A 24,599-nucleotide genomic window follows, 5' to 3' on the forward strand; every position below is an offset into this window, starting at 1 on the left:
GTGGCAAGTTTTTTGCATTTAAAGCCCTTTAAATCAAGGAATTATTAACTTTTTAATATATAAGTTTTGACAATACGTAATTCCTACAAGGGGGCTCACTATGAAAAAGAATACAAAAACCTTATTCGTGCTAGTTTTCCTATTGATCATCGCTTTAATGTCTGCATGCAGCAGTGCAAGTGAATCTTCAAGTGGCAGCGCTGGACAAGAAAACGGTGACGATAAATTAACAATCGGATTAACAGTAGGGACTATGGCAAATCCATTTTTCGTTGCCATGGGAAAGGGTGCAGAAGAAGCCGGGAAAGATTTAGGCGCAGAGGTTCTTGTCGAAAGCGCCGAATATGATCTTGCAAAACAAACCTCGCAAATTGAAAACTTTATTACCAAAAAGGTCGATGTGATTTTATTAAATGCAGTTGATTCGAAGGGGATTGCTGCAGCCGTTCAACAAGCGAAGGATGCCGGTATTCCAGTCATTGCAGTTGATACAAATGCTGAGGGCGGTGTTGATGCAACGGTTACATCAGATAACTACCAAGCAGGTCAGCTTGCTGGTGAATATGTAGTTGAACAATTAAATGGAAAAGGAAACATTGTTATGATCGATGGACCGCCAGTTTCAGCTGTAACAGACCGTATTCAAGGATTTGAGGATGTGATTAAACAATCCGGAATTAAAGTAGTTGCTAAGCAAAATGGTGAAGGTAACCGTGAAAAAGCATTATCCGTTATGGAAAGCATTTTGCAAGCGAATCCGTCCGGCTCAATTGACGCTGTATTTGCGATCAATGACCCTGAGGCAATCGGAGTGGAAATTGCTCAAGAGCAAGCTGGAAGAAAAGATGAGTTTTTCATTGTAGGTGTTGACGGTGCTCCTGAAGTGACAGAAGCAATGAAAAAAGAAGGAAGCTCAATTATGGCAACTTCAGCTCAATCACCTAGTGAGATGGTGAAAAAAGCAGTTGAAATTGGTATGAAAGTAAAAAATGGGGAAAAAGTTGACGAGATGATAAAAGTACCTGTTGAGCTAGTCACTCAAGAAACATTAGATTCTTACAAGGGTTGGTAAGCCTCCCTGATGAAAGAGGCTGATAAGGGTCCATCCCCTTATTCAGCCTTTTTAAAAAAATAACGGGTGGGATTGACGTATGGCTGTTAAAGAGATGTTACCAAAAAATCGACAAATTCATAAATTGCCGGTTCTGAGTCTTGAAGGGATAAGTAAAACATTTTCAGGTGTAAAGGTATTAAACAATGTAAGAATGGAACTTTATCCAGGAGAAGTACACGCTTTAATGGGAGAGAATGGTGCCGGGAAATCAACCTTTATGAAAATCCTTGCAGGGATCCATTCACCTGATCATGATGGCGGATCGATCTATTTTAAAGGTCAGCCTATAGCATGGAAGGACCCTGTTGATGCAAGAAATCGAGGAATAAGCGTGATCCACCAGGAGTTAAATCTCTCTCCTAATCTAACAATCAGTGAAAATATTTTAATGGGTTCAACGTTTCCGAGAAATCGCTTAGGAATGGTCAAATGGGATGAGGTACATGAACGTGCACAATTGGTGCTGGATTCAATGGGATCTAACCTGAACCCCCGTCAACTCGTTTCAACCTTGAGTGTCGCACAACAACAAATGGTCGAGATTGCACGGGCATTATCCTTTCAGGCAGAGGTTCTGATCATGGATGAACCTACAGCCTCACTGACAGATAAAGAGATTGTCATGCTGTTTAAAATTATTGAAGATTTAAAAAGGCAGGGAGTTGCGATCGTTTATATTTCTCATAGAATGGACGAAATCTTTAAGATTTCAAATCGATTCACTGTCTTGCGTGACGGTGAGTGGATTGCAAGCGGGCCGATTGAAGAGACAAACCCTAACCACCTTGTAAAGCTGATGGTTGGACGGGATTTAAAAGATTTGTTTAATCGAACGAAAGCATCTGAGTCAACGCTCTCATATGGAGCTGCACCTGTTTTAGAACTGAAAAATGTTTCTGACAATACCATTGTAAAAGATGTTTCGTTTAACATTTATCCTGGTGAAATTGTTGGTTTAGCAGGACTTGTAGGTGCAGGTCGAACAGAGCTGGTTAGAGCTCTATTTGGTGCATCGGAGCTGAAAAGCGGGGAAATATACGTAGATGGCAAGGCTGTAAACATAAAATCGCCTATTGATGCGATTGCAAATGGAATTGCCCATGTGCCAGAAAGTCGCAAAGAACAAGGTTTATTTTTATCGATGTCAGTAAAAGAGAATCTGTTAATGGCAGAATTGAAAAAGCATTCCAAGTCAGGGGTAGTTCGTTGGAAACAGGTTCATGTAAGTGCCGATCAATATATAAAAGACCTAAATATAAAAATTGCCTCCCCCGATCAGCAGGTCTCACACTTGAGCGGCGGTAATCAACAAAAAGTCGTCATCGCTAAATGGCTGTCCATTGCACCTAAGGTTTTACTGCTTGATGAACCAACCCGGGGTGTTGATATTGGGGCAAAGACTGAAATACACAAAATTATCTCAAAGCTTGCCGATGAAGGCTTAGCCGTATTGGTGATTTCATCTGAGCTTCCGGAAGTATTGGGAATCAGTGATCGAATCCTTGTCATGTGTGAAGGAAGATTAACTGGGGAACTTTCGAGAAAGGAAGCTACACAAGAAAAAATTATGCACTTAGCTACTAGAGGGGAGTGAAGGAAAATGAAGGAAAATATTCAATCAGCTTCACCATCGCAAAGCCTGCAGGTAGGAAATGTCCTTCATGATTTATGGAATCGTTTAGGAATGGTTATGATTCTATTATTATTATGTGTTGTTCTTACGTTCACAGCACCAAACTTTTTAGATACTGCCAATATATTAAATGTTTTAAAGCAGGTTTCCATTATAGCAATATTGGCAGCAGGAATGACAATTGTTATTTTAACAGGCGGCATCGATTTATCAGTTGGTTCTACAGTTGCTTTATCTGGTGTTATCTCAGTTATGGCTTCTGCCGCAGGAATTAACCCGATTCTTGCGATGTTATCAGGTGCAGCAATAGGTTATGCGGTAGGTCTAATAAATGGCTTTTTTACGGCTAAAACGAAATTGCCAGCTTTTATCGTGACTTTAGGGAGCTTTACGTATGTTCGTGGTCTTGCTTATGTCATAAGTGGCGGCTATCCAATTGTTTTACAAAATGAAACCTTTAAATTCATTGGCGGCGGGGCTATTTTTGGAGTGCCTACCCCGATCTATATCATGCTTTTGGTGTATGGCGTGATGTTTTTTGTCCTTAAGTATACAATGTTTGGCCGCCATATTTATGCAATCGGCGGAAATGAAGAAGCAGCACGATTAACAGGTATCAAGGTTGAAAAGGCATTAATTAATGTTTATTCCATTAGCGGCTTATTAGCTGGCTTAGGCGGCGTCGTATTAGCTGGAAGATTGTATTCCGGCCAGCCGACTGCAGGGCAAATGTATGAATTAGATGCCATTGCTGCGGTTATTTTAGGAGGAACAAGCTTAACTGGTGGAAAGGGAAGAATACAAGGAACGATCATAGGGGTTTTAATCATGGGTGTTATAAGCAATGGATTGACACTCATGGATGTGAATTATTATTGGCAGCTGGTTGTTAAGGGCGGTGTGATTGTTGCGGCTGTTTTATTGGATCGTTTAAGAGGAACCAGTGCAGAATAAAAGATAAAGGGGTTATTTGGAAATGTCTATAAAAAGGAGAATTTTTGTATGCCTTATCAGTTTAATCGTACTTAGTTTTCCATTATCCAGCGTTTATGCCGAAGATCCTGGGTACTACAATGAACCATATCGGAATCAATTTCATTTTTCCCCTGAAGCAAACTGGATGAATGATCCAAATGGAATGGTCTATTATGATGGAGAATATCATTTATTTTATCAGTATCATCCATATGGAACGACATGGGGACCGATGCATTGGGGGCATGCGGTAAGTGAAGATCTTGTTCATTGGAAGCATTTGCCGATTGCCTTATCTCCTGATGAAAACGGAGATATTTTCTCAGGCAGTGCTGTAATCGATTGGAACAATACAGCGGGATTTGGAAAAGAAGCGATGGTTGCGATCTTTACTCATTCAGGGGAAAAAGGCCAAGTCCAAAGTCTTGCCTACAGCCTTGATAAAGGTAGAACATGGAAAAAGTATGAAGGCAATCCTGTTATGCCTAATCCTCCGATACCTGATTGGCGAGATCCGAAGGTATTTTGGCATGAAGATACAAGCCAGTGGGTCATGTCATTAGCAGCAAAAAATAAGGTCATGTTTTATACGTCACCGAATTTAAAAGACTGGGAGTTTGCCAGTGAATTTGGTCCAGATGGCGGGATCCAGGCAAATAGTCTTGATCGCACCTCTTACGCGATGTCTTCGCAAACAGGCGGATCATTTAGCTATGAGGGAGACATCACCCTTAACGAAAAGAATGGCCGTGAAGGAGCGGGCGGTCTCGTATTTCGCGCTGACAAGGATGCGAAAAATGGATATGTGGCCAACCTGGATGCAAAAAACGATGTTGTCACTTTAAGTAAAAATGTCGATGGCATGACAAAAGAAATTGCCCGCAAACCCTTAACGTTAAAAACCTCAACGACCTATCATGTGAAGATCAATGCCAATGGAGATCAAATCAGAGTTGCTGTGAATGACCAGCTTATTATAGAAGCAAATGATTCATCTTTTGAAAGCGGTTACTACGGTTTGTCTGCATGGAATTCTACAGCGGCTTTTAGAAATGTTGAATTTACTAATAAATCAAATTTTGTAACGAACCTGTCTAAATGGAAGGTCGTAAATGGCTCATGGGAAGATACATTAGATGGGAAAAGAGGGAGCTCCACTGATGACGCTTTTATCATGAGCAGCAACACGTCTGAGAACTTTATTTATGAAGCAGAGCTCACTATTTCTGGAGATAAAGGCGGAAATGGAGCAGGCGCACTCGTTTTCCGGGCAGATGCTGATGCAAAGAATGGATATTTTGCAAATATCGATGCACTGAATGATGTGGTCAAGCTAATGAAAATTGAAAATGGACAGATTTCAGTCTTAACTGAAAAAGCAATGAATCTTGATGCAGATAAGACATACCATTTAGAAGTTTGTACGTATGGAGAAAACATTAAAGTCTATGTAGATAACCAGCTTATTCATGACATCAATGACACTACTTTTTCATCTGGCTATGTAGGCTTGAACATTTGGAATTCCTCGACGATTTTTCAAGATGTTCAATTGAATAAGAACATCGTAACAAATGACAAGGAAATCATGAATCATGATTTCGAAACAGGTGATTTAACTGGCTGGAAAGCAATCGAAGGAAATGCATTTACAAATGATCATGTGACAGCTGCTGCATCCTATTGGGGCGGTCCATTTGGCCATGAAGGAAACTACCATTTATGGGGATTTTCGGATCTTCAGGGTGGAGATGATGCAACAGGTGAACTGCATTCCTCTTACTTTAAGCTAGGCGGAACGGGTGAAATTAATTTCTTATTGGGCGGCGGGAATGACATTGGCAACCGCCATGTATCATTAGTAAGAGCCTCTGATAATAAAGAATTAATTCGCCAGGCAAATACGAAATTTAATGAGGAAAAGTATAACAAATACGTATGGGATGCTTCTGATTATATCGGTGAAGTCCTCTATTTGAAAGTGGTTGACCATGCTTTAGGCGGCTGGGGTCATATAAATCTGGATGATGTTCATGTTTATAATGAGGGCCCTATGCCTGCAGAAGTTGACCATGTTGCAAAAGAACCTGTGGAAGCAGAAGTGAAGCAGAGCGGAACCCTTACAGACTGGACGGCTGTTTCCGGTGAATGGATCCCTTCTACACACGGCAGCAATGGCGGCATTTGGGAATGTCCTGCTTTGGTTGAATTGCCGATTGATGGCGATCCGACAAAAACAAAGTGGGTGCTGCAAGTAAGTATAAATGATGGTGCTCCTGCTGGCGGATCTGGCATGCAGTATTTTGTTGGCAGTTTTGACGGAAAAACGTTCCAAAATGAGAATCCTTCTGATCAAGTATTATGGACCGATTACGGAGCTGATTTCTATGCAGCAGTTGAATGGAGCGGAACCCAGGGCGAGAATGGCGAAAAATATTGGCTAGGATGGATGAGCAACTGGCAATACGCCAACAAAACACCAACGACAACATGGAGAAGTTCAATGAGCTTGCCCCGCAAGATAGAGCTTACTCAAACAGAAGAGGGATTGCGTTTAAAACAAACGCGGGTTTCGCTCAATTCGATTCGAGACAGTAGCAAGAAATTATCGTATAAAAATAAAGTGATTTCAAATGAGAGCCATCTGTTAGATGATTTTTCAGGAGATGCTTTTGAAATGATTGCTGAATTTGATGTCTCTAATATAAAGGCAACTGAATTTGGCTTTGAAGTTCGTAAAGGCTCTGCAGATGAGTATACAAAAATAGGCTATGACGTTGTGAACAAGCAATTATTTGTTGACCGAACGAAATCGGATTCTTTTGATTATGGCAGCGATGTTTTAGAGATGCATGAAGGTCCTCTATCTGTGTCAGATGGAACAGTGAAAATGCATATCTTTGTCGATCGTTCTGCTGTTGAAGTGTTTGGCAACAATGGAGAGACAGTTATTACTGATCAAATCTTCCCTAGTCCAACAAGCAAAGGAGTTAAGATTTATAGTAAGGATGGAAATGTAACATTGAAAACTTTGGATATCTATCCATTAAAGAGCATCTGGAAAAAAAGCGGATTTATATCAACCTTAACTGGTTGGAAAACAATAAATGGCAGGTGGACAGATACAATTGCAGGAAAACAGGGACAAAGCAGTGGGGATGCATTTATTTTATCGAATGAAGCGGGAGGCAATTTTAAGTATGAAGCAGACATAAAAATTCTTGATACGGACTCCCATCCAAATGATCCTAATAAAGATACAGTTGGAAATTTAGTAGGTGCGGGAGCATTGATTTTTCGCTCAGATTCAGAAGCGAAAAACTTGTATGCTGTCAATATTGATGTGAAAAATAATGTTGTCAAACTAATCAAATTTGTAAATGGTGTCGGCCATGGCCTTGCTTCCTATAACAATAAAGGAAACCTTAACCTGCGAGCAAATGAAACCTATCATCTTAAAGTAGTAGCTGCAGGTGATAACATTAAGGCTTACTTAGATGGAAAACTTGTCATTGACGCAAATGACAAAACCTATAAAGAAGGATACTTTGGACTGAATGTCTGGGATTCAACGGCAGTGTTTAACCACGTAAAAACCAAGTTAACGGAATCAAGGGAATAAGGTGGGACTTCAAGGGTAGGGTTTTACAGTCCGTTTAGAATAGGATCATGATCTCCCCCAATCATCATAAAAATGACGAATGATTTTTGTTCATAAGCATATACATGGTACAAGGATGATTGGGGGAGTAATGATGAAAGAAATTCTATTTTTAATTGTCGTGCTTTTACTTTTAAGTTTTATTACCGGATTAAGAATGCTCATTGATGTATGGGGCAAAAAATACCGATATAAGAGCTCATGGGAGATGCTCTATTCACATGATGAAAAAGGCAAGACACGGAATAGGACAATAAAACATTATGGAAAATGAGAGGCAAAGCAGGAGGGTGCTCCTGTTTTTTTCTAATATTAGAATTTATATATTTTCTTAACATAGCTTGCGTTTCTGAATCTAGCTCCAGGCGCCATCGGCTCGAGGTCATAAGTCAAACAGGAATTGAAGGTAAAGAACACCTTCTATTCCTGTTTGACTTATGCTTGTCGCCGATAGGCAGGCTCCTTGCGCTTTTTTTATTTGTCTAAAATCACAAAGATGGTTGCCCTGCATATTAATTGATTAGACGAATAGATAACAAATTGTTCTTTGCTTATCTTTATAGTATAGTTGAAACACGAACATATTAAAAAGAGGTTATTGCGAATGAGCTTACAACAAGAAATAAATAAACGACGGACGTTTGCCATCATCTCACACCCTGATGCTGGGAAAACGACCTTAACAGAAAAGCTGTTATATTTTGGGCAGGTAATTCGATCAACTGGTACAGTAAAAGGGAAAAAAACAGGTAAATATGCTGCATCAGACTGGATGGAGATCGAAAAGAAGCGTGGGATCTCGGTTACATCGAGTGTCATGAGCTTCCCATACCATGAGTTTCATGTCAATATTTTGGACACACCGGGACATGAAGATTTTAGTGAAGACACGTACCGTACATTAACGGCTGTTGATAGTGTCGTGATGATTATTGATTCCACAAAAGGTGTGGAGCCGCAAACGATTAAGCTATTTAAGGTTTGCCGGATGAGAGGGATACCGATCTTTACCTTTATTAATAAGCTTGACCGCGAAGGAAGGGAGCCGTTGGAGCTGCTTTCGGAAATCGAGGAAGTGCTTGGGATCGAGTCCTATCCAATGAACTGGCCTATTGGGATGGGGAAACGATTTTTAGGAATATACGATCGTTTTAACGACCGTATCGTTCAGTTTAAAGGAGAAGAGAAAGAGAAAATCATTCCTTTACAGGAGATTGGAAACCATGGAATTGAGGAGCAGCCAGTCTACCAAGAAACATTAGGGGAAATCGAGCTTCTTGAGGAAGCGGGAAATGAATTTTCTCCTGAGCGAGTAAAAAAAGGTGAGTTAACGCCGGTCTTTTTCGGAAGTGCGTTAGCGAATTTTGGTGTGCAAACCTTTTTTGATACCTTCCTGCAATTTGCTGCACAGCCGCAGCCACGCAAGACAAATGAAGGATTAGTCGAGCCGGAGAAAAATCAATTCTCAGGTTATATCTTCAAAATCCAAGCGAATATGAACCCGGCTCACCGTGATCGGATTGCGTTTTTACGCGTTTGTTCAGGGAAATTTGAACGGGGCATGAGCGTAAATCTTAGCCGGACAAATAAAACAATTAAGCTGAATCAAACCCAAGCGTTTATGGCAAAGGACCGTGATACGGTTGATGAAGCCTATCCGGGAGATATCATTGGAATATATGATCCAAACATTTATCAAATTGGTGATACCTTAATTGAGGGAAAAGGCCAATATCACTATGAAGAACTGCCACAATTCCCGCCTGAGTTATTTAGACGGGTTCAAGCAAAAAACGTTATGAAAGCAAAGCAGTTCAGAAAAGGGATTGAGCAGCTTGTTCAAGAAGGTGCGATCCAATTATTCAGACAGGATCTCAATGATTCCATTATTTTAGGAGCAGTCGGACAGCTGCAGTTTGAGGTGTTTGAATACAGAATGAAGGCTGAGTACAATGTCGAACTTGAATTCACATCACTTGGTGAGAGAATCCCGCGCTGGATTAAAAATGAAAAGTTTGAAAAACGATTCTTTGATTCAAGAAGCATGTTAGTTCGCGACCGCCATGGCGCTTATGCTGTCCTATTTGAAAATGAATTTACGCTAAGATATTTCTTAGAAAAACAAAAGGATATTGAACTGGTCGATCTATTTGAAGAAAATGACTATCAAGGTGTTACATCATAACGATTATGACAGGCTAATTCCTAGTTGGAGTTAGCCTCTTTCATTGGCAGCGTGGTATGATGGTGATGGAAGACTAGAAGCTGCAAGCTTGCAAGAACGGGGGACTAAAATTGCAGATCATTCAAGCAACCTTAAAAGACATTGACGATGCTTCATCACTTTTTAATGAATACAGAGTATTTTATGGCCAGCAATCGGATATTGTTGGTGCTAAAGCGTTTATTGAAGAGCGGATAAAGAAAAAAGAATCAGTTATCTATTTAGCGGTGGATAAGGGAAAACCAATGGGCTTTGTACAGTTATACCCAATCTTTACATCAGTTGGCATGAAACGAAAGTGGCTGCTGAACGATTTATTTGTTGGGGAAGCTTATCGTCGGAACGGTGTAGCCAGAGCATTAATGAACCAGGCAAAGGCATTGGCACAACAAGCAAATGCTGCCGGGATCCTGTTGGAAACAATGAAGGACAATACGAAGGCTCAAGCTCTTTATGAAAGCTTAGGTTATGAAAAAGAGGATTCCGTGTATTTCTATAATCTATCACTATAGCGTAAAGGAGAATAAATATGGTATTAAAAGTAATCCTAGCGCTGTTCCTCCCCTTTTTATTAGTGGTCCTCTTTACGCGAGTAAGTTATAACCACTATGTAGGAACGGCGCTAACAGCGGCACTGCTCATTGCTTCTTACATAAAAGGATATACATATAATCCATTTATTATTGCATTGGACATTTCCTCCCTTACAGCCGGATTTTTCTATGCACGAAAAATGAAAGCAGCATTATTAAAAAAGTAAGAGGTTTGCGCACAGCCAAAACGAGATATACTTAATAGAAGGAAGGGAGCTACCAAATGGTGCTTCTTTTTTCATTGATTCAAAGAAATATGTAGTTGCAAGATTATTTTTATAAGTTGCAAAAATGCCCATGATTTCTTACATAATCAAAATAAAAAACCTGTTTAACAATATACACGATAAAAAAATACGAACTATAGTTCGTATTTTTAGTGATTTTCCATTTATTTGTGGTAAACTATTACTACCAGAAACTTTCTGAATGGAGGCTTATGCGTGAGCGAGCAATTTGAATTAGTCTCGAAATACAAGCCGCAGGGTGATCAGCCTGAGGCAATAAAGTCATTAGTCGCTGGAATTCAGCAAGGAAAAAAACATCAAACATTGCTAGGTGCAACGGGAACAGGGAAAACCTTCACTGTTTCCAATGTCATAAAAGAAGTAAACAAACCAACATTGGTTATTGCCCATAATAAAACGTTAGCAGGACAACTCTACAGCGAGTTTAAGGAATTTTTCCCGAACAATGCTGTCGAGTATTTTGTCAGTTATTATGATTATTATCAGCCTGAGGCCTATGTTCCGCAAACAGATACCTTTATCGAAAAGGATGCAAGCATTAATGATGAAATCGATAAGCTTCGCCACTCAGCCACATCTGCTTTATTCGAACGCAAGGATGTCATCATTATTGCCAGTGTATCCTGTATTTACGGCCTCGGTTCTCCAGAGGAATATAGAGAGCTTGTTGTGAGCTTGCGAACAGGTATGGAGATAGAACGGAACCAGCTGCTTCGGAAGCTCGTTGACGTTCAATATGAACGGAATGATATCGACTTCCGAAGAGGTACCTTCCGCGTACGCGGAGATGTTGTTGAAATTTTCCCGGCTTCCCGGGATGAGCAGTGTATTCGCGTTGAATTTTTCGGAGATGAAATTGACCGGATTCGCGAGGTTGATGCATTAACAGGCGAAATTTTAGGCGAACGGGAGCATGTTGCGATCTTCCCTGCCTCCCACTTCGTAACAAGAGATGAAAAGATGCAAAAGGCAATCCTCAATATTGAGGCAGAGCTTGAGGAACGTTTAAAGGACATGCGGGAAAACGGCAAGCTGCTGGAAGCGCAGCGTCTTGAGCAGCGAACAAGATATGATCTGGAAATGATGAGAGAAATGGGCTTTTGTTCAGGGATTGAGAACTATTCACGCCATCTCACACTTCGTCCTGCAGGGTCAACACCTTATACCTTGCTGGATTTCTTTCCAGACGACTTTTTAATTGTCATTGATGAGTCACATGTTACCCTACCTCAAATCAGGGGTATGTATAATGGTGACCAAGCGCGGAAGCAAGTGCTGGTGGATCATGGTTTCCGTCTGCCATCAGCCTTAGATAACCGCCCGCTTCGTTTTGAAGAATTTGAAAAGCATATTCATAATATTGTCTACGTTTCAGCGACACCAGGCCCATATGAACTTGAACATACCCCAGAGATGATCGAGCAGATCATTCGTCCGACAGGCTTGCTTGATCCGACGATCGATGTACGTCCAATTGAAGGACAGATCGATGATTTAATTGGTGAAATTCAGGCAAGGGTCGCGAAAAATCAACGTGTGCTAATTACGACGTTAACGAAAAAAATGTCTGAGGATTTAACCGACTATTTAAAAGAAATTGGCATTAAGGTTAATTACTTGCATTCTGAAATCAAAACATTAGAACGGATTGAAATCATCAGAGAACTACGCCTTGGAAAATATGATGTTTTAATTGGAATTAACCTGTTAAGAGAAGGGCTTGATATTCCGGAAGTCTCCTTAGTAGCGATTCTGGATGCCGATAAGGAAGGATTTTTGCGATCAGAGCGATCGCTTATCCAAACCATTGGCCGTGCTGCACGGAATGCAGATGGCCATGTCATCATGTATGCCGATAAAATGACTAATTCGATGGAATTAGCCATTAATGAAACGAAGCGACGCCGGGAAATCCAGCAGGCATTCAATGAAAAGCATGGCATCACACCAATGACGATTCAAAAGGAAATTCGTGATGTCATTCGGGCAACAATGGCTGCAGAGGAGCAGGAGCAGTACGAAACAGCAGGAGCAAGCAAATTAGCGAAAATGACGAAAAAGGAACGAGACAAGGTTATTTCTGAAATGGAAAACGAGATGAAGGAAGCGGCAAAGGCGTTAAACTTCGAGCGTGCCGCAGAGTTGCGTGATTTAATACTAGAGCTTAAAGCGGAAGGATGAAACGAGTATGGCAATGGAACATATCGTTGTGAAAGGAGCACGTGCTCACAACTTAAAAAATATTGATGTGACCATTCCGCGGGATAAGCTTGTTGTGCTGACAGGGTTGTCAGGCTCAGGAAAATCATCCCTTGCGTTTGATACGATTTATGCAGAGGGACAACGGCGCTATGTTGAATCCTTATCAGCTTACGCCCGCCAATTTCTTGGACAAATGGATAAACCTGATGTTGATGCGATCGAAGGGCTGTCTCCAGCCATTTCGATCGATCAAAAAACAACGAGCCGTAATCCCCGGTCAACGGTTGGAACCGTAACCGAAATTTATGACTATTTGCGACTACTCTATGCAAGAGTAGGCCGCCCAACCTGTCCGATTCATGGCAATGAGATTTCTTCGCAAACGATTGAACAAATGGTAGACCGAATCTTGGAATACCCTGAACGAACAAAGCTCCAAATTCTTGCACCTGTCGTTTCAGGAAGAAAAGGGGCCCATGTAAAGGTTTTTGAAGAAATTAAAAAGCAAGGCTATGTTCGTGTTCGTGTTGACGGTGAAATGATGGAGCTTGCTGATGAAATTGAATTGGATAAAAATAAGAAGCATTCGATCGAGGTTGTCATCGACCGGATTGTCGTAAAAGAGGGGATTTCTTCACGCCTGGCAGATTCCCTGGAATCAGCCTTACAGCTTGGAGAAGGCAAGGTGATTATTGATGTCATCGGCGAAGAAGAGCTTTTATTCAGTGAGCACCATGCCTGCCCGCAGTGCGGTTTTTCCATCGGTGAACTTGAACCGAGGATGTTCTCCTTTAACAGCCCGTTTGGTGCCTGTCCTGAATGTGATGGCCTTGGAACAAAGCTTGAGGTAGATCTCGACCTTATTATTCCGAATAAAGAGCTTACCCTGCGTGAAAATGCAATAGCACCATGGGAATCGACAAGCTCACAATATTATCCGCAAATGCTTGAGGCAGTTTGCAACCATTATGGCATTGATATGGATACACCAGTAAAGGACATACCAAAGCATTTGCTTGATAAAATCCTATTTGGCAGCAATGGTGAACAAATCTATTTCCGTTATGAAAATGATTTTGGCCAAATCAGGGAGAACTATATTCAATTCGAAGGTGTAGTCCGCAATGTGGAACGCCGTTATAAAGAAACAAGCTCAGACTATATTCGCGAGCAAATGGAAAAATATATGGGTCAGCAAAACTGTCCTACGTGTAAAGGGCATCGCTTAAAGCAAGAAACACTTGCTGTCTTAATTGACGGCAAACATATTGGTGAAATCACGAAGCTATCTGTTCAGGATTCACTATCGTTCTTTCAACACATAGCCCTAACAGAGAAGGAAATGACAATTGCAAACTTAATCTTAAAAGAAATAAGCGAGCGCTTAGGCTTTTTAAATAATGTCGGACTCGATTATTTAACACTTAACCGTGCAGCCGGGACATTATCCGGCGGTGAGGCACAGCGGATTCGCCTTGCCACGCAAATTGGTTCCAGGTTAACAGGTGTGCTGTACATACTTGATGAGCCCTCAATCGGATTGCATCAGCGCGACAATGACCGTCTCATCCAAACCATGCAAAATATGCGCGATATCGGCAATACGTTAATAGTCGTGGAACATGATGAAGATACAATGATGGCCGCTGATTATTTAATCGATATTGGCCCAGGAGCAGGGATACATGGCGGAGAAATTATTTCTGCCGGTAAGCCTGAAGAGGTGATGAATGATAACAACTCCTTAACCGGGCAATACTTGTCAGGGAAGAAGTTTATTCCGCTTCCATATGAACGAAAAAAACCTGCTGGCCGCTATATTGAAATTAAAGGTGCCAAGGAAAATAACCTGAAAAACGTCGGTGTGAAGTTCCCTCTAGGGACATTTATTGCCGTAACGGGTGTTTCCGGTTCAGGGAAAAGTACATTGGTCAATGAAATTCTTCATAAATCGCTCGCCCAAAAGCTTCACAATGCCAAAGCAAAGCCTGGCGAGCATAAAGAAGTAAAAGGAATCGAGCATCTTGAAAAGGTTATTGATATTGACCAATCACCAATTGGCCGAACACCGCGTTCCAATCCTGCTACCTATACAGGTGTGTTTGATGATATTCGCGATGTATTTGCAGCAACAAATGAAGCGAAGGTTCGCGGCTATAAGAAAGGCCGCTTTAGCTTCAATGTGAAGGGCGGCCGCTGTGAGGCCTGCCGTGGTGATGGGATTATTAAAATTGAAATGCACTTCCTTCCAGACGTTTACGTCCCTTGTGAGGTTTGCCATGGCAAACGTTACAATCGTGAAACACTCGAGGTTACGTATAAAGGGAAAAACATTGCAGATATTCTTGAAATGACGGTAGAGGATGCCGTGTCATTCTTTGAAAACATTCCGAAAATTAAACGGAAGCTGCAAACGATCTTAGATGTCGGTCTGGGCTATGTCAAACTTGGACAGCCGGCGACAACTCTATCAGGCGGTGAAGCGCAAAGGGTAAAACTTGCCTCAGAACTTCACAGACGTTCAAATGGAAAATCATTATATATTCTTGACGAACCAACAACAGGGCTTCACGTCCATGACATTGCCCGATTATTGAAGGTGCTGCAGCGGTTAGTCGAAAACGGTGATACCGTCTTGGTCATTGAACATAATCTTGATGTAATCAAAGCAGCAGACTATCTTGTTGATATGGGCCCTGAAGGCGGCGACAAAGGCGGACAAGTCGTCGGTGTCGGAACACCCGAGGACATTATGAACAATGACAAATCATATACAGGAAAGTATCTAAAACCAATCATTGAACGTGACCGTGAGCGAATGAGAAAACTTATTAAAGAAAAAGAAGAGGTTGCTCAATAAAAGCAGCCTTAAGTTTAGTCATAATGAGAGCATTGAAAAATCCATCGATGCTCTCTTTTTTATATAGTATAAAATTTCAACTTATAAAAAACTTTTTAAAATCCATTTTTTCATTTCAACACATAAAAAAGGGCTGCCCCAATTCTTTCGAGACAGCTACCCAATATGCGGAATGAGTAGAATACTTTGGATATATTTATTATTGCAGTTATTGTAAGCGATATCATTGTTTAAAAAATGGAAACAATGAAACACCCAGTGACTGATCTTTTCCGCTAAAAAAGATAATCTGAAACCTATTCTTCTTTCATACGTATTAAAGATAAGGAGAGTGAAAGAAAAATTGGATAAAACAAATAAAGTGTTAGCATCCATCAACTATTTTAGTGTGTTTTGTGCTCCGTTTCTTTTACCAATTGTAATTTATTTTATTGTTGACCACAGTGAAGTGAAGAAACATGCTAAAAAGGCGCTTATTTCACACATACTTCCATTTTTATCAATTCTTGCAGTCATCGGAGCAATCATCTTTAGCAGTTTCACTAATTTGTCTGAAGCGTCCTATTTAACAATCTTTTTTGGCGGCTTCATCGTTGTCGGATTGATCAATCTAATTGTGTTTATTTGGAACCTTGTAAAAGGCATTAAGCTATTAACAACGATATAAAATTTATATAGGAGAGTCAAAGGGGAGGATGAACCATGAAAGAGCAAAAAATTCGTATCTTAAAGCTAGTGGAACAAGGGAAGCTTTCTGCAGATGAGGCCCTATCCTTAATCGAAGCATTAAATTCTGATGAGCAAAAAAAGGAAGAGAAAATAACGGCTTTGTCAACGGAAGTAATTGATTTTACATCACAAGATCATGTTGGCCAATCAAATGAAAAGCAAGCCTCATTAGGGGCTAAGCTTATGGATTGGGTGGACACAGCTGTTAAAAAGGTAAAAGAACTCGATCTCGACCTAAATTTTGGTAAGTCGATTGACATTCAGCATGTTTTTCAGTTTAATGGTTCAGCCTTTCATGACCTTGATATCCAGCTTCCGAATGGCAGTGTGAATCTTCAGCCATGGAATGAAAGGGATATTAGGGTGGAATGCAATGCAAAGATCTATCGAGCTGAAAATATCGAACAGGCAAGAGAAGCCTTTTTATCAGAAGTAGAATGTCATGTAGAAGGAAATCGCTTTATTTTTCATTCAGATAAAAAGACAATGAAGCTGAATACGATTGTTTATGTTCCGGAACAAGCATATGACCAAATTAAAATTAAGCTGTTTAATGGTCCTATAAGAGGGGAAAATGTAAAAGTAAATACGTTAAAAGCAAAGACGGCAAATGGGATGATCTCATTTTCAGCCATCAATGGGAAAAAAGGTGAGTTTGAAACAGCTAATGGGCAAATAAAGCTTTCAAGCTCAAGGTACGAAAAACTTGAGGTTGAATCCATTACAGGTTTAGTCCAGTTTAAAGGTTCAGCTGACAAAATCGATGCCCAAAGCTTTAATGGTAATCTTCAAATAACCTTGGAGGATCGTGCGTGTGAAGCATTGTATGCGAAAACGACAACAGGGAATATTGAAGTCAATGTACCTGAGGAAAGCAAAGTAATCGGTGTGCTCAAATCAAATTTAGGTACGCTGTCTGCCCAGCTAAAGGATGTAGACGTGTCATTTGAAAAAAATGAAACGATCCAAAAAGAGCTTAAATTCCGTACATCACCTGAAACTAATTTCTCACTATTTGCCGACTCGAAGACAGGATCAATATTAATTAAAAATACGTAAGGGTGAAGGCAATGAAAAAATTATACAGGTCTCGTTCAGACCGTAAGCTATCAGGCGTGCTTGGAGGGTTATCCGATTATTTGGGCATTGATGCCTCCATCTTAAGAATTTTGTTTGTCATCTTATTAATACCGACCGGCTTTTTTCCATTAGGTATTATCTATCTTGCCTGGATCTTCTTAGTCCCTGAAGAGTCGGATGTTAGGTAGTATGATCAGGTGGATTGTCAGTATTCTTGTTAATGCCTTAATATTACTTGTTGTATCAGGCTACTTTGACTCCTTTTATTTAAGTGGGATAGGAGCTGCATTAGGAGCAAGCTTTATCCTTTCCATTCTAAATGTGTTCATCAAGCCATTTCTCATTTTGCTTACCCTGCCTGTAACGTTTGTGACATTAGGATTATTTCTTTTTGTCATCAATGCGATGACGTTAATGATCACAGAAGGACTGATGGGAGATGCGTTTAATATTGATGGGTTTGGCACAGCGATCCTCGCCGCTATCGTGATTGCCATCTTCCATCTCATGATTCAAAAAGGGATCATCGAGCCATTGCAAAAGAATAAAGAATAAATAAAAGCAGAGTTTCTCTGCTTTTTATTTTTGTTGTATTTCATCCAGGTTTTCCCAAGTTTCATTTTAGTTATCTACTGGTAAAATCACTAAAAACTGCACATACTACCATTGGGTGAGAAGCATGTACAAAGGTAACCATGTATTTGTTGTTATATGTATTACGGTTCTTATTATATTATTGCTCCCTACACAGCTTGTAAAAAGCAATACACTAAGTCATGCCCAATCGAAGATTACAGCATCAGAAAACTTTTACCAGGCACATCAATATTCTTCTACAGAAAAGAATCAAATGACAGTAAGCGAGAATGCAGCAAGAACAGAGCCGCCGACAGCTTATGACCCCTTAGGTGAAAAAGAATTCTCCACGGAAAAATATCAGGCACTTCAAGAACAAAACAGCAGTGGAAATGAAACTTATTCGGTCAGTAATTTTCCTTATCACCGCTTTGATATCGAAGTACATAAGGATGTGAAATCAGGAGACCATGTTACCGTTCATTGGAAAGGAAGATCGTTACAAGGAAGACAAGTAACGATGTTTGCCTGGAATGTTTCAACAGAAGAATGGGTGGAGCTCGATCGGAAAATAGCCGGAACTAGTCAGTTCACTCTCAATGGCACAGTTACTGCCGGTGAATATGTTAAAGAGCAAAAGATCAGTGTCATTGTTCAGGATCAAATTGCCTCCCAATCAAAGAGCTTCGACTATTCGTTTGTTTGGATGTCTGATACACAGTATTATGCTCAGGATCATCCTGCTGTGTTCAAATCGATTACCGAATGGATCTCGCAAAATAAAGACGTTATGAACATCAAATATGTGTTTCATACTGGTGACATCGTGAATAAAGGCCGTGTTGAACAACAATGGAAGCGGGCAAACAGTTACATGAATACATTGGATGTTGCAAAGGTTCCATATGGTGTGCTTCCAGGAAACCATGATAAGGGGAATAATTTTAACCAATATAAAAAATATTTTGGTAAGAAGCGCTTCTATCATAAACCGTATTATGGCGGCTCCTATCAAAACAATTTAGGCCACTATGATTTACTATCTGTCAAAGGAAAGGATTATATCTTTCTTTATATGGGTGGAGATGTAGAGGAGAGGGAGATCAAATGGATGAACAAGGTATTAAAGCGTCACTCTGATCGTACAGCCATCCTGGCCTTTCACGAATATTTACAAAAAAATGGAAAGCGGTCACATCAAGGGAACGACATATTTGAACAAATTGTGGTGCCGAATAAAAATGTCGCCGCCGTACTTTGCGGTCATTACTATAATAGTGAAGTATTGGTTGATGAATTAGATGATAATTTAGATGGCATTACAGATCGTAAGGTGTATCAGATACTTGCTGATTATCAAAAAGCACCAAATGGCGGCAACGGCTATATTCGTCTCCTCCAAATAGATGAAGAAACAAACTCAATTGATATCCAAACGTACTCCCCATATTTGGATCAATATTATTATTACGATCCGGAAAACGAACCTGGCAAAGATTCCTTTACGATGGACATTGATGTAAAGAGGAAACATAAAATGGTTGCCACAAGCTATTTTGAGGTAAATGTTTATAAGAGGATTAAAGGGGAGAAGGTGGTTATGGTCCAGTGAATAGGATTGATAGGGGGAACGTAAAACACCGTTTCCCCTACCTAAATTAGTCAATATTTAAATGCTGTTTCAGCATGTCCGATAGTTTTGTACGCTCTGATTGAGGTACGTTGTAGTAATAGACGCCATTGATTTCTGTCCCTTCTCCTTTTATTTGCACCTGTTGTAAACCATGGCGGGCTTCTTTATAGTTAGCCTGAATCTCGATCATATTATTGAACGTTAAGTTTGTTCTAACATTTTTTGCAATTACCTCTAATATGTCACGATAATTTGTTAGAGAATTAAAGCTTGCTCCTTTATCAATTACGGCTTTCATAATCTGAGCTTGCCTGTCCTGACGGCCGAAATCACCGCGTGGATCTGCATATCTCATGCGGGAATACTTGACTGCATCTGTGCCATTTAATTCTATTTGACCTTTTGGGAAATGCACGCCTTCATAATCAAATGCAAGTGTATTGTTGACCTTTACTCCTCCTACTGCATCAACTATATCTTTAAAGCTTTTCATATTAACTTCAATATAAAAATCGACTGGTATATCTAAGAAATCTTCAACGGTTTCAACCGTTGCATCTAAGCCGCCGTATGAATAAGCATGATTAATTTTATCCTCTTTTCCTTGGCCGGCAATCTTGGTCCTTGTATCACGTGGGATGCTAACCATTTTGGTTGATTGATTTTTGGGGTTCACTGTCAATAAGATGAGTGAATCAGAGCGCCCGCGGTCATTTTCGCGTTCATCAACACCCATTAGTAAAATAGAAATAGGGTCTTGATTTTTGAAATTTATTTGTTGGTCACGATTTTTTGATACTTCAGACTTTAATGGTTCATGGGTCTGTTTTAATGTATTTTCAACGGAACTGTAAACCGAATACCCGTAGACACTGACACCAATGATCATAAAGAAGATGATGCCAATGATCATCTTAAAGGTCAGTTTCCTATTCTTTCTCCGTTTATCATGTTTCAATGTTTTTTCCATTTTCAGTCTCCTTTACAGTCATGTTAAGTGAAGAGGAAAGTACTCAAATAAAACATCATCATTTTATCAGAAAAAAATGAAAAGTTTAGTAATCTTTATTAAATTAATCAAAAAATGGTAGTTTTTTAATATAAAATAAGACAATGGATGAATAAAGGGAAATTTATGAAATTATTGTCTCCTTTTGTACCATCTTTGCTCTAATTATATTGATTCCTCATTCATTTCACCGCCTATAACAAAGGGCAAGACCACAATTTTTCCAAATTTTCAAATGCTCTAACTATCCATAGTATTCGGGAAAAAAACTCTTACATAAGTCACATGCATGAAAGTATATAAACAAATTATGTGAAAAAGTTACTAGTAAATTTAGTAAAAATATGCTAAGACCCATACTTCTAAACCATAAAGGTAAGGGAAACCATAAGAAAAAGTAATCTTATAATATTCGTTAAATTGGCATATATACTGACCAAAATCTCTTTGTTATTCTTAAATGGGTTTTTAGTAAATGAAATGTGATAGAGCTTTTATTGCCTTTGGATGATAGGTGAAATGAAGCTAAACAGGCGTTAAAGAAACAGCATTTCTTGTGAAAAAGTGAACAAAAATGCATTTCTCTGTTTAGTTGGACTATAGAAGCAGATTGAAAAGCAGATAAGAAAACCATGATTCTAATAAAAGATATATTGTATGAATCAATAAGAAATAGAATTCATTGCTATTCATTCATAAGTCTTCTAAAAAAAGGTATAAAGCAGGTGATTAGATGTATAACAGGATGAATAAAAAAATCAGTAGGGATCCTGAAGGGAATTCTATCCATTTTGTTTTTGAAAAAGGTTCAAATAAAAGATGGGGTATTTTACTCGGTATTTTCTCCATATCGGTTATTTTTTGCCTCTTACTAACTTTTTTATTGGGTCTAAGTGTTTATTTTAATCCCATCTTACCTAAGTGGAAATCAAAGGAGATAAATGAATATTCAACTATTAGCCAATCAGAAATAAGAAATGTAGAAGCCTCTACACCTAGTTCTCCAAATGAAAAGTTTCTGCAAAATACGGTAAACAACAATCAAGATTTTTATGCTTTCTATGTAAATTGGGATGTAAATAGTGAACGTTCATTAAGACGTAATATTGATGAAATCGATGTTCTGATCCCGCAATGGTTTGATTTAAATTCAAAATTGGAGTTGAAAAGCGATATTCAAAAAGAGATAGCGGACCTGGCAAAAAAGAATGATATAAAAGTCCTTCCTTTAATTAACAATGAAGTGAATGGGAAATGGGATCAAGAAATCATCCATAATTTATTGAATTCTCCTGAAGCACAGGATAAGCTAATAAAAAATCTTCATCAACAGATTAAGAGGCAAGGTTTTCATGGAATAAACATAGACTTTGAAAACATTCATAAAAATGATCGTGACAAGCTGACAAACTTCATGAAGAAGCTTTATAGCGCTTTTCATGCCGATGGACTTATGGTAACCATTGATGTACCGCCCAAAAATCCGGCATTTGATTACATAAATCTTGAAAAGTATTGTGATCGTATGATGTTAATGTTATATGACGAGAATTACATAAATCCAGGTCCTATTGCTTCGTCATCATGGTTTGAAGAAGCTCTTTCAAGTATACCTAAGGACAAGCTTATCGCTAGTCTAGGGAATTACGGATATGATTGGGATTGGGAAAAGCAGCAAGGCGGACAAGCTGTATCCTTTGAAGAGGCTATGAGAATGGCAGACAAAGCAAACCTGAAGGTACAATGGGATGATATGAGCAAAAATCCTTATATTCGCTACAAGGATCATAATAAATCACATGAATTATGGTTTTTAGATAGTGCGACCTTCTACAACCAATGGAAAATGGCTGTATCAAACGGGGCTAAAGGGGTCGCATTATGGAGATTAGGCACTGAGGATCCATCTGTTTGGGATGTAGTGAGAGGACATCAAACCAGCGAGCTGCTTACTGTCAAGAGTGGTGATATTACCTACAGTTATGGCGAAGGGAGTATCTTCCGCTCGTTAACCGATCAGCAAGACGGGAAACGCAGTCTGGAATTTGATGATTCTGGTTTCATTTCAAGTGAAACATACCATTCTGTTCCAAAAGCATCTGAAATTGAACGCTTAAGCAAGCCAGAGAAAAAAGAGATTGTGTTAACGTTTGATGATGGGCCAGATCCTGCATATACAAAAGAAATATTGGATATTTTGGATAAGTATGAAATTAAGGCAACATTCTTTACAACGGGTAAACAAGCAATGCTACATCAAGATATGATTACACAAGTCTATAAAAAGGGACATGAAATTGGAAATCATTCGTTCTCACATGCAAATATCGATGAAGTATCTGAAGCTCAATTAAAATTTGAATTGAACACTACCGAGCGGATTATTCAAGGCATTACAGGGCGATCGCCTATTCTGTACCGTCCCCCATTTGGAAATTATCTGAATACACATGATGGTGATAACATGGATAATTATGTTAAATTCAGGTTTCAAAGACTAGTAGATGTCACACAAATGGGATATATCACAGTAAATTATGATATCGATTCCAGGGATTGGGATACACATAACAGCAAAGAAATCGCTGATAACGTGATAAAACAAGCATCTGACGGTGATATCATTTTACTTCATGATGGCGGGGGAGATAGAACAGCCACAGTTGAAGCACTGCCTGTCATTATTGAAACATTAAAAAGCAAGGGTTATACATTTGTAACCGTTGGTGAATTGATGAACAAAAGCAAAAATACCGTTATGCCTGCTGATACACAGGTAGAAAACCCATTGATACAAAGCATAAAAGTATTTTTAATCAGTGTAGCTACTTTTAACAATATTATTTTTGTTTTATTTTATAGTGCGTTATTTATTTTCACTTTACGTTTGTCAATCCTTCTATATTTAGCCTTTAAACATAAAAGAAGGACTCGTCTTTCAAGTACCGGAGACTCATTTCAACCACTTGTCAGTGTTGTGATAGCTGCTTACAATGAAGAGAAGGTTATTAGAAGGACGATAGAGTCGGTTTTAAAGAGCAATTACGGGGATTTTGAGGTCATTGTTGTGGATGATGGTTCTTTTGATCGAACTTCCAACATTATCAAAGATCATTTTTCTAACTGCGAAAATATCCATCTTATTCATAAGAAAAACGGGGGAAAGGCTGCAGCGATTAATACAGGGATTAAAAAGGCGAATGGTGACATAATCGTAGCCATAGATGCTGATACCATTATTTCACCTGATGCTATTTCGCTGCTTGTACGTCATTTCATAGATTCGAAGGTTGCTGCCGTATCCGGAAATATTAAAGTGGGGAATATGAGAAATTTATTAACCATTTGGCAGCATGTTGAATATGTAACAAGTTTTAATTTAGAGAAGCGCGCTTTTGCTCTGCTTAATTGTGTTACGGTTGTTCCAGGTGCAATCGGTGCTTGGCGTAAACAAGTGTTTGAAGAAATTGGCTATTTCACAGCTGATACATTAGCAGAAGATACAGATATGTCGTTAAGAATACTGCGCAAAGGATATAAAATTACGATTGATGAAAAGGCATATGCTTATACGGAAGCACCAGAAAACAGCAGAGATTTTCTTAAACAACGTTACAGATGGAATTTCGGAACACTGCAATGTTTTTGGAAGCATAAAAAAGCCTTTGGTGGTACCAAGCATAAAGCATTAGGGTTTATTGCGCTCCCTAATATGTTGCTGTTCCAATTTGTCTTCCCTTTGTTTGCCCCATTTTTAGATGTTTTATTTGTTTTGGGAATGATATCAGGTAATCTAAAAGAATCATTAATGTTTTACGGCTGTTACTTTTTCATTGATTTTTTCATTTGTTTATACGCGTTCAGGTTAGAGAAATTAAGTCTAAAACCGTTAATTCTATTATTCTTGCAAAGGATTTTTTACCGGTACCTGTTATTGTGGGTTTCATGGAAATCACTTTTTGCCGCACTGAAAGGTACACGTGTAGGATGGAATAAATTAAAAAGATCGGGAAATTTGGAAGTGAATCAAGAAGCGAAGAGAGCGGTATAAAGTGAGACTTT

17 protein-coding genes and 1 pseudogene are annotated in these 24,599 nt (G+C 39.3%); 17 read left to right on the forward strand and 1 reads right to left on the reverse strand.

The window, feature by feature from the left end:
- Positions 1-100 precede the first annotated feature (100 nt).
- From Q1B07_RS20915 to Q1B07_RS20990, 16 genes and pseudogenes are all read left to right on the forward strand, one after another.
- Positions 101-1,072 carry an ABC transporter substrate-binding protein gene (locus Q1B07_RS20915; RefSeq protein WP_299093808.1) on the forward strand — a complete coding sequence of 324 codons (972 nt, stop codon included), beginning with the start codon at positions 101-103 and terminating at the stop codon, positions 1,070-1,072.
- A gap of 79 nt (positions 1,073-1,151) precedes the next feature.
- A complete protein-coding gene (locus Q1B07_RS20920) occupies positions 1,152-2,708 on the forward strand; it encodes a sugar ABC transporter ATP-binding protein (RefSeq protein WP_299093809.1) in 1,557 nt (518 codons plus the stop codon).
- A gap of 6 nt (positions 2,709-2,714) precedes the next feature.
- On the forward strand, positions 2,715-3,701 hold the full coding sequence (locus Q1B07_RS20925; protein ID WP_299093810.1) for an ABC transporter permease: 987 nt from the start codon (positions 2,715-2,717) through the stop codon (positions 3,699-3,701).
- A 22-nt stretch (positions 3,702-3,723) separates the two neighbouring features.
- Positions 3,724-4,779: pseudogene (locus Q1B07_RS20930) on the forward strand (family 16 glycoside hydrolase); the annotation flags it as partial.
- Between the two features lie 33 nt (positions 4,780-4,812).
- A complete protein-coding gene (locus tag Q1B07_RS20935) occupies positions 4,813-7,344 on the forward strand; it encodes a GH32 C-terminal domain-containing protein (RefSeq protein ID WP_299093831.1) in 2,532 nt (843 codons plus the stop codon).
- Between the two features lie 130 nt (positions 7,345-7,474).
- A complete protein-coding gene (locus tag Q1B07_RS20940) occupies positions 7,475-7,657 on the forward strand; it encodes a hypothetical protein (RefSeq protein ID WP_299833556.1) in 183 nt (60 codons plus the stop codon).
- Between the two features lie 330 nt (positions 7,658-7,987).
- The gene (locus Q1B07_RS20945; RefSeq protein ID WP_299093812.1) at positions 7,988-9,568 is read left to right on the forward strand and encodes a peptide chain release factor 3; all 1,581 of its coding nucleotides are present in this window, start codon (positions 7,988-7,990) and stop codon (positions 9,566-9,568) included.
- Positions 9,569-9,678: 110 nt separating this feature from the next.
- Entirely contained in the window at positions 9,679-10,119 is a 441-nt protein-coding gene (locus Q1B07_RS20950; protein ID WP_299093813.1) for an N-acetyltransferase, read from the forward strand.
- A gap of 17 nt (positions 10,120-10,136) precedes the next feature.
- The gene (locus tag Q1B07_RS20955) at positions 10,137-10,367 is read left to right on the forward strand and encodes a DUF2198 family protein (protein ID WP_299093814.1); all 231 of its coding nucleotides are present in this window, start codon (positions 10,137-10,139) and stop codon (positions 10,365-10,367) included.
- A 276-nt stretch (positions 10,368-10,643) separates the two neighbouring features.
- Entirely contained in the window at positions 10,644-12,629 is a 1,986-nt protein-coding gene (uvrB, locus tag Q1B07_RS20960) for an excinuclease ABC subunit UvrB (RefSeq protein ID WP_299093815.1), read from the forward strand.
- 7 nt (positions 12,630-12,636) lie between these two features.
- Positions 12,637-15,510 carry an excinuclease ABC subunit UvrA gene (gene uvrA, locus Q1B07_RS20965; protein WP_299093816.1) on the forward strand — a complete coding sequence of 958 codons (2,874 nt, stop codon included), beginning with the start codon at positions 12,637-12,639 and terminating at the stop codon, positions 15,508-15,510.
- A 331-nt stretch (positions 15,511-15,841) separates the two neighbouring features.
- Complete coding sequence (locus tag Q1B07_RS20970) at positions 15,842-16,177, forward strand: hypothetical protein (protein ID WP_299093817.1); 336 nt, start codon at positions 15,842-15,844, stop codon at positions 16,175-16,177.
- 35 nt (positions 16,178-16,212) lie between these two features.
- Positions 16,213-17,298 (forward strand): DUF4097 domain-containing protein, encoded by a 1,086-nt coding sequence (locus Q1B07_RS20975; protein WP_299093818.1) that lies wholly within the window; start codon positions 16,213-16,215, stop codon positions 17,296-17,298.
- A gap of 11 nt (positions 17,299-17,309) precedes the next feature.
- Complete coding sequence (locus tag Q1B07_RS20980; RefSeq protein WP_299093819.1) at positions 17,310-17,507, forward strand: PspC domain-containing protein; 198 nt, start codon at positions 17,310-17,312, stop codon at positions 17,505-17,507.
- A gap of 1 nt (position 17,508) precedes the next feature.
- A complete protein-coding gene (locus Q1B07_RS20985; RefSeq protein ID WP_299093820.1) occupies positions 17,509-17,874 on the forward strand; it encodes a phage holin family protein in 366 nt (121 codons plus the stop codon).
- A gap of 124 nt (positions 17,875-17,998) precedes the next feature.
- Complete coding sequence (locus Q1B07_RS20990) at positions 17,999-19,507, forward strand: metallophosphoesterase (protein WP_299093821.1); 1,509 nt, start codon at positions 17,999-18,001, stop codon at positions 19,505-19,507.
- Between the two features lie 46 nt (positions 19,508-19,553).
- Here Q1B07_RS20990 and Q1B07_RS20995 read toward each other — a convergent pair whose 3' ends face one another.
- Positions 19,554-20,498 carry a LytR family transcriptional regulator gene (locus Q1B07_RS20995; RefSeq protein WP_299093822.1) on the reverse strand — a complete coding sequence of 315 codons (945 nt, stop codon included), beginning with the start codon at positions 20,496-20,498 and terminating at the stop codon, positions 19,554-19,556.
- A 772-nt stretch (positions 20,499-21,270) separates the two neighbouring features.
- Here Q1B07_RS20995 and Q1B07_RS21000 point away from each other — a divergent pair.
- Positions 21,271-24,588: a glycosyltransferase gene (locus Q1B07_RS21000; RefSeq protein ID WP_299093823.1), complete on the forward strand. Its 3,318-nt coding sequence runs from the start codon at positions 21,271-21,273 to the stop codon at positions 24,586-24,588.
- Positions 24,589-24,599: the final 11 nt, after the last annotated feature.

It is taken from the genome of uncultured Metabacillus sp. (assembly GCF_947503125.1).
Lineage (GTDB): Bacteria > Bacillota > Bacilli > Bacillales > Bacillaceae > Metabacillus.

Excerpts from the sequence above, each read along its gene's own strand:
- Q1B07_RS21000 (WP_299093823.1), top strand. The coding sequence starts at position 21,271 with ATGTATAACAGGATGAATAAAAAAATCAGTAGGGATCCTGAAGGGAAT.
- Q1B07_RS20915 (WP_299093808.1), top strand. The coding sequence starts at position 101 with ATGAAAAAGAATACAAAAACCTTATTCGTGCTAGTTTTCCTATTGATC.
- Q1B07_RS20980 (WP_299093819.1), top strand. The coding sequence starts at position 17,310 with ATGAAAAAATTATACAGGTCTCGTTCAGACCGTAAGCTATCAGGCGTG.
- Q1B07_RS20985 (WP_299093820.1), top strand. The coding sequence starts at position 17,509 with ATGATCAGGTGGATTGTCAGTATTCTTGTTAATGCCTTAATATTACTT.
- Q1B07_RS20940 (WP_299833556.1), top strand. The coding sequence starts at position 7,475 with ATGATGAAAGAAATTCTATTTTTAATTGTCGTGCTTTTACTTTTAAGT.
- Q1B07_RS20990 (WP_299093821.1), top strand. The coding sequence starts at position 17,999 with ATGTACAAAGGTAACCATGTATTTGTTGTTATATGTATTACGGTTCTT.
- Q1B07_RS20945 (WP_299093812.1), top strand. The coding sequence starts at position 7,988 with ATGAGCTTACAACAAGAAATAAATAAACGACGGACGTTTGCCATCATC.
- Q1B07_RS20955 (WP_299093814.1), top strand. The coding sequence starts at position 10,137 with ATGGTATTAAAAGTAATCCTAGCGCTGTTCCTCCCCTTTTTATTAGTG.
- Q1B07_RS20975 (WP_299093818.1), top strand. The coding sequence starts at position 16,213 with ATGAAAGAGCAAAAAATTCGTATCTTAAAGCTAGTGGAACAAGGGAAG.
- uvrA (WP_299093816.1), top strand. The coding sequence starts at position 12,637 with ATGGCAATGGAACATATCGTTGTGAAAGGAGCACGTGCTCACAACTTA.
- Q1B07_RS20920 (WP_299093809.1), top strand. The coding sequence starts at position 1,152 with ATGGCTGTTAAAGAGATGTTACCAAAAAATCGACAAATTCATAAATTG.
- Q1B07_RS20995 (WP_299093822.1), bottom strand. The coding sequence starts at position 20,498 with ATGGAAAAAACATTGAAACATGATAAACGGAGAAAGAATAGGAAACTG.
- Q1B07_RS20925 (WP_299093810.1), top strand. The coding sequence starts at position 2,715 with ATGAAGGAAAATATTCAATCAGCTTCACCATCGCAAAGCCTGCAGGTA.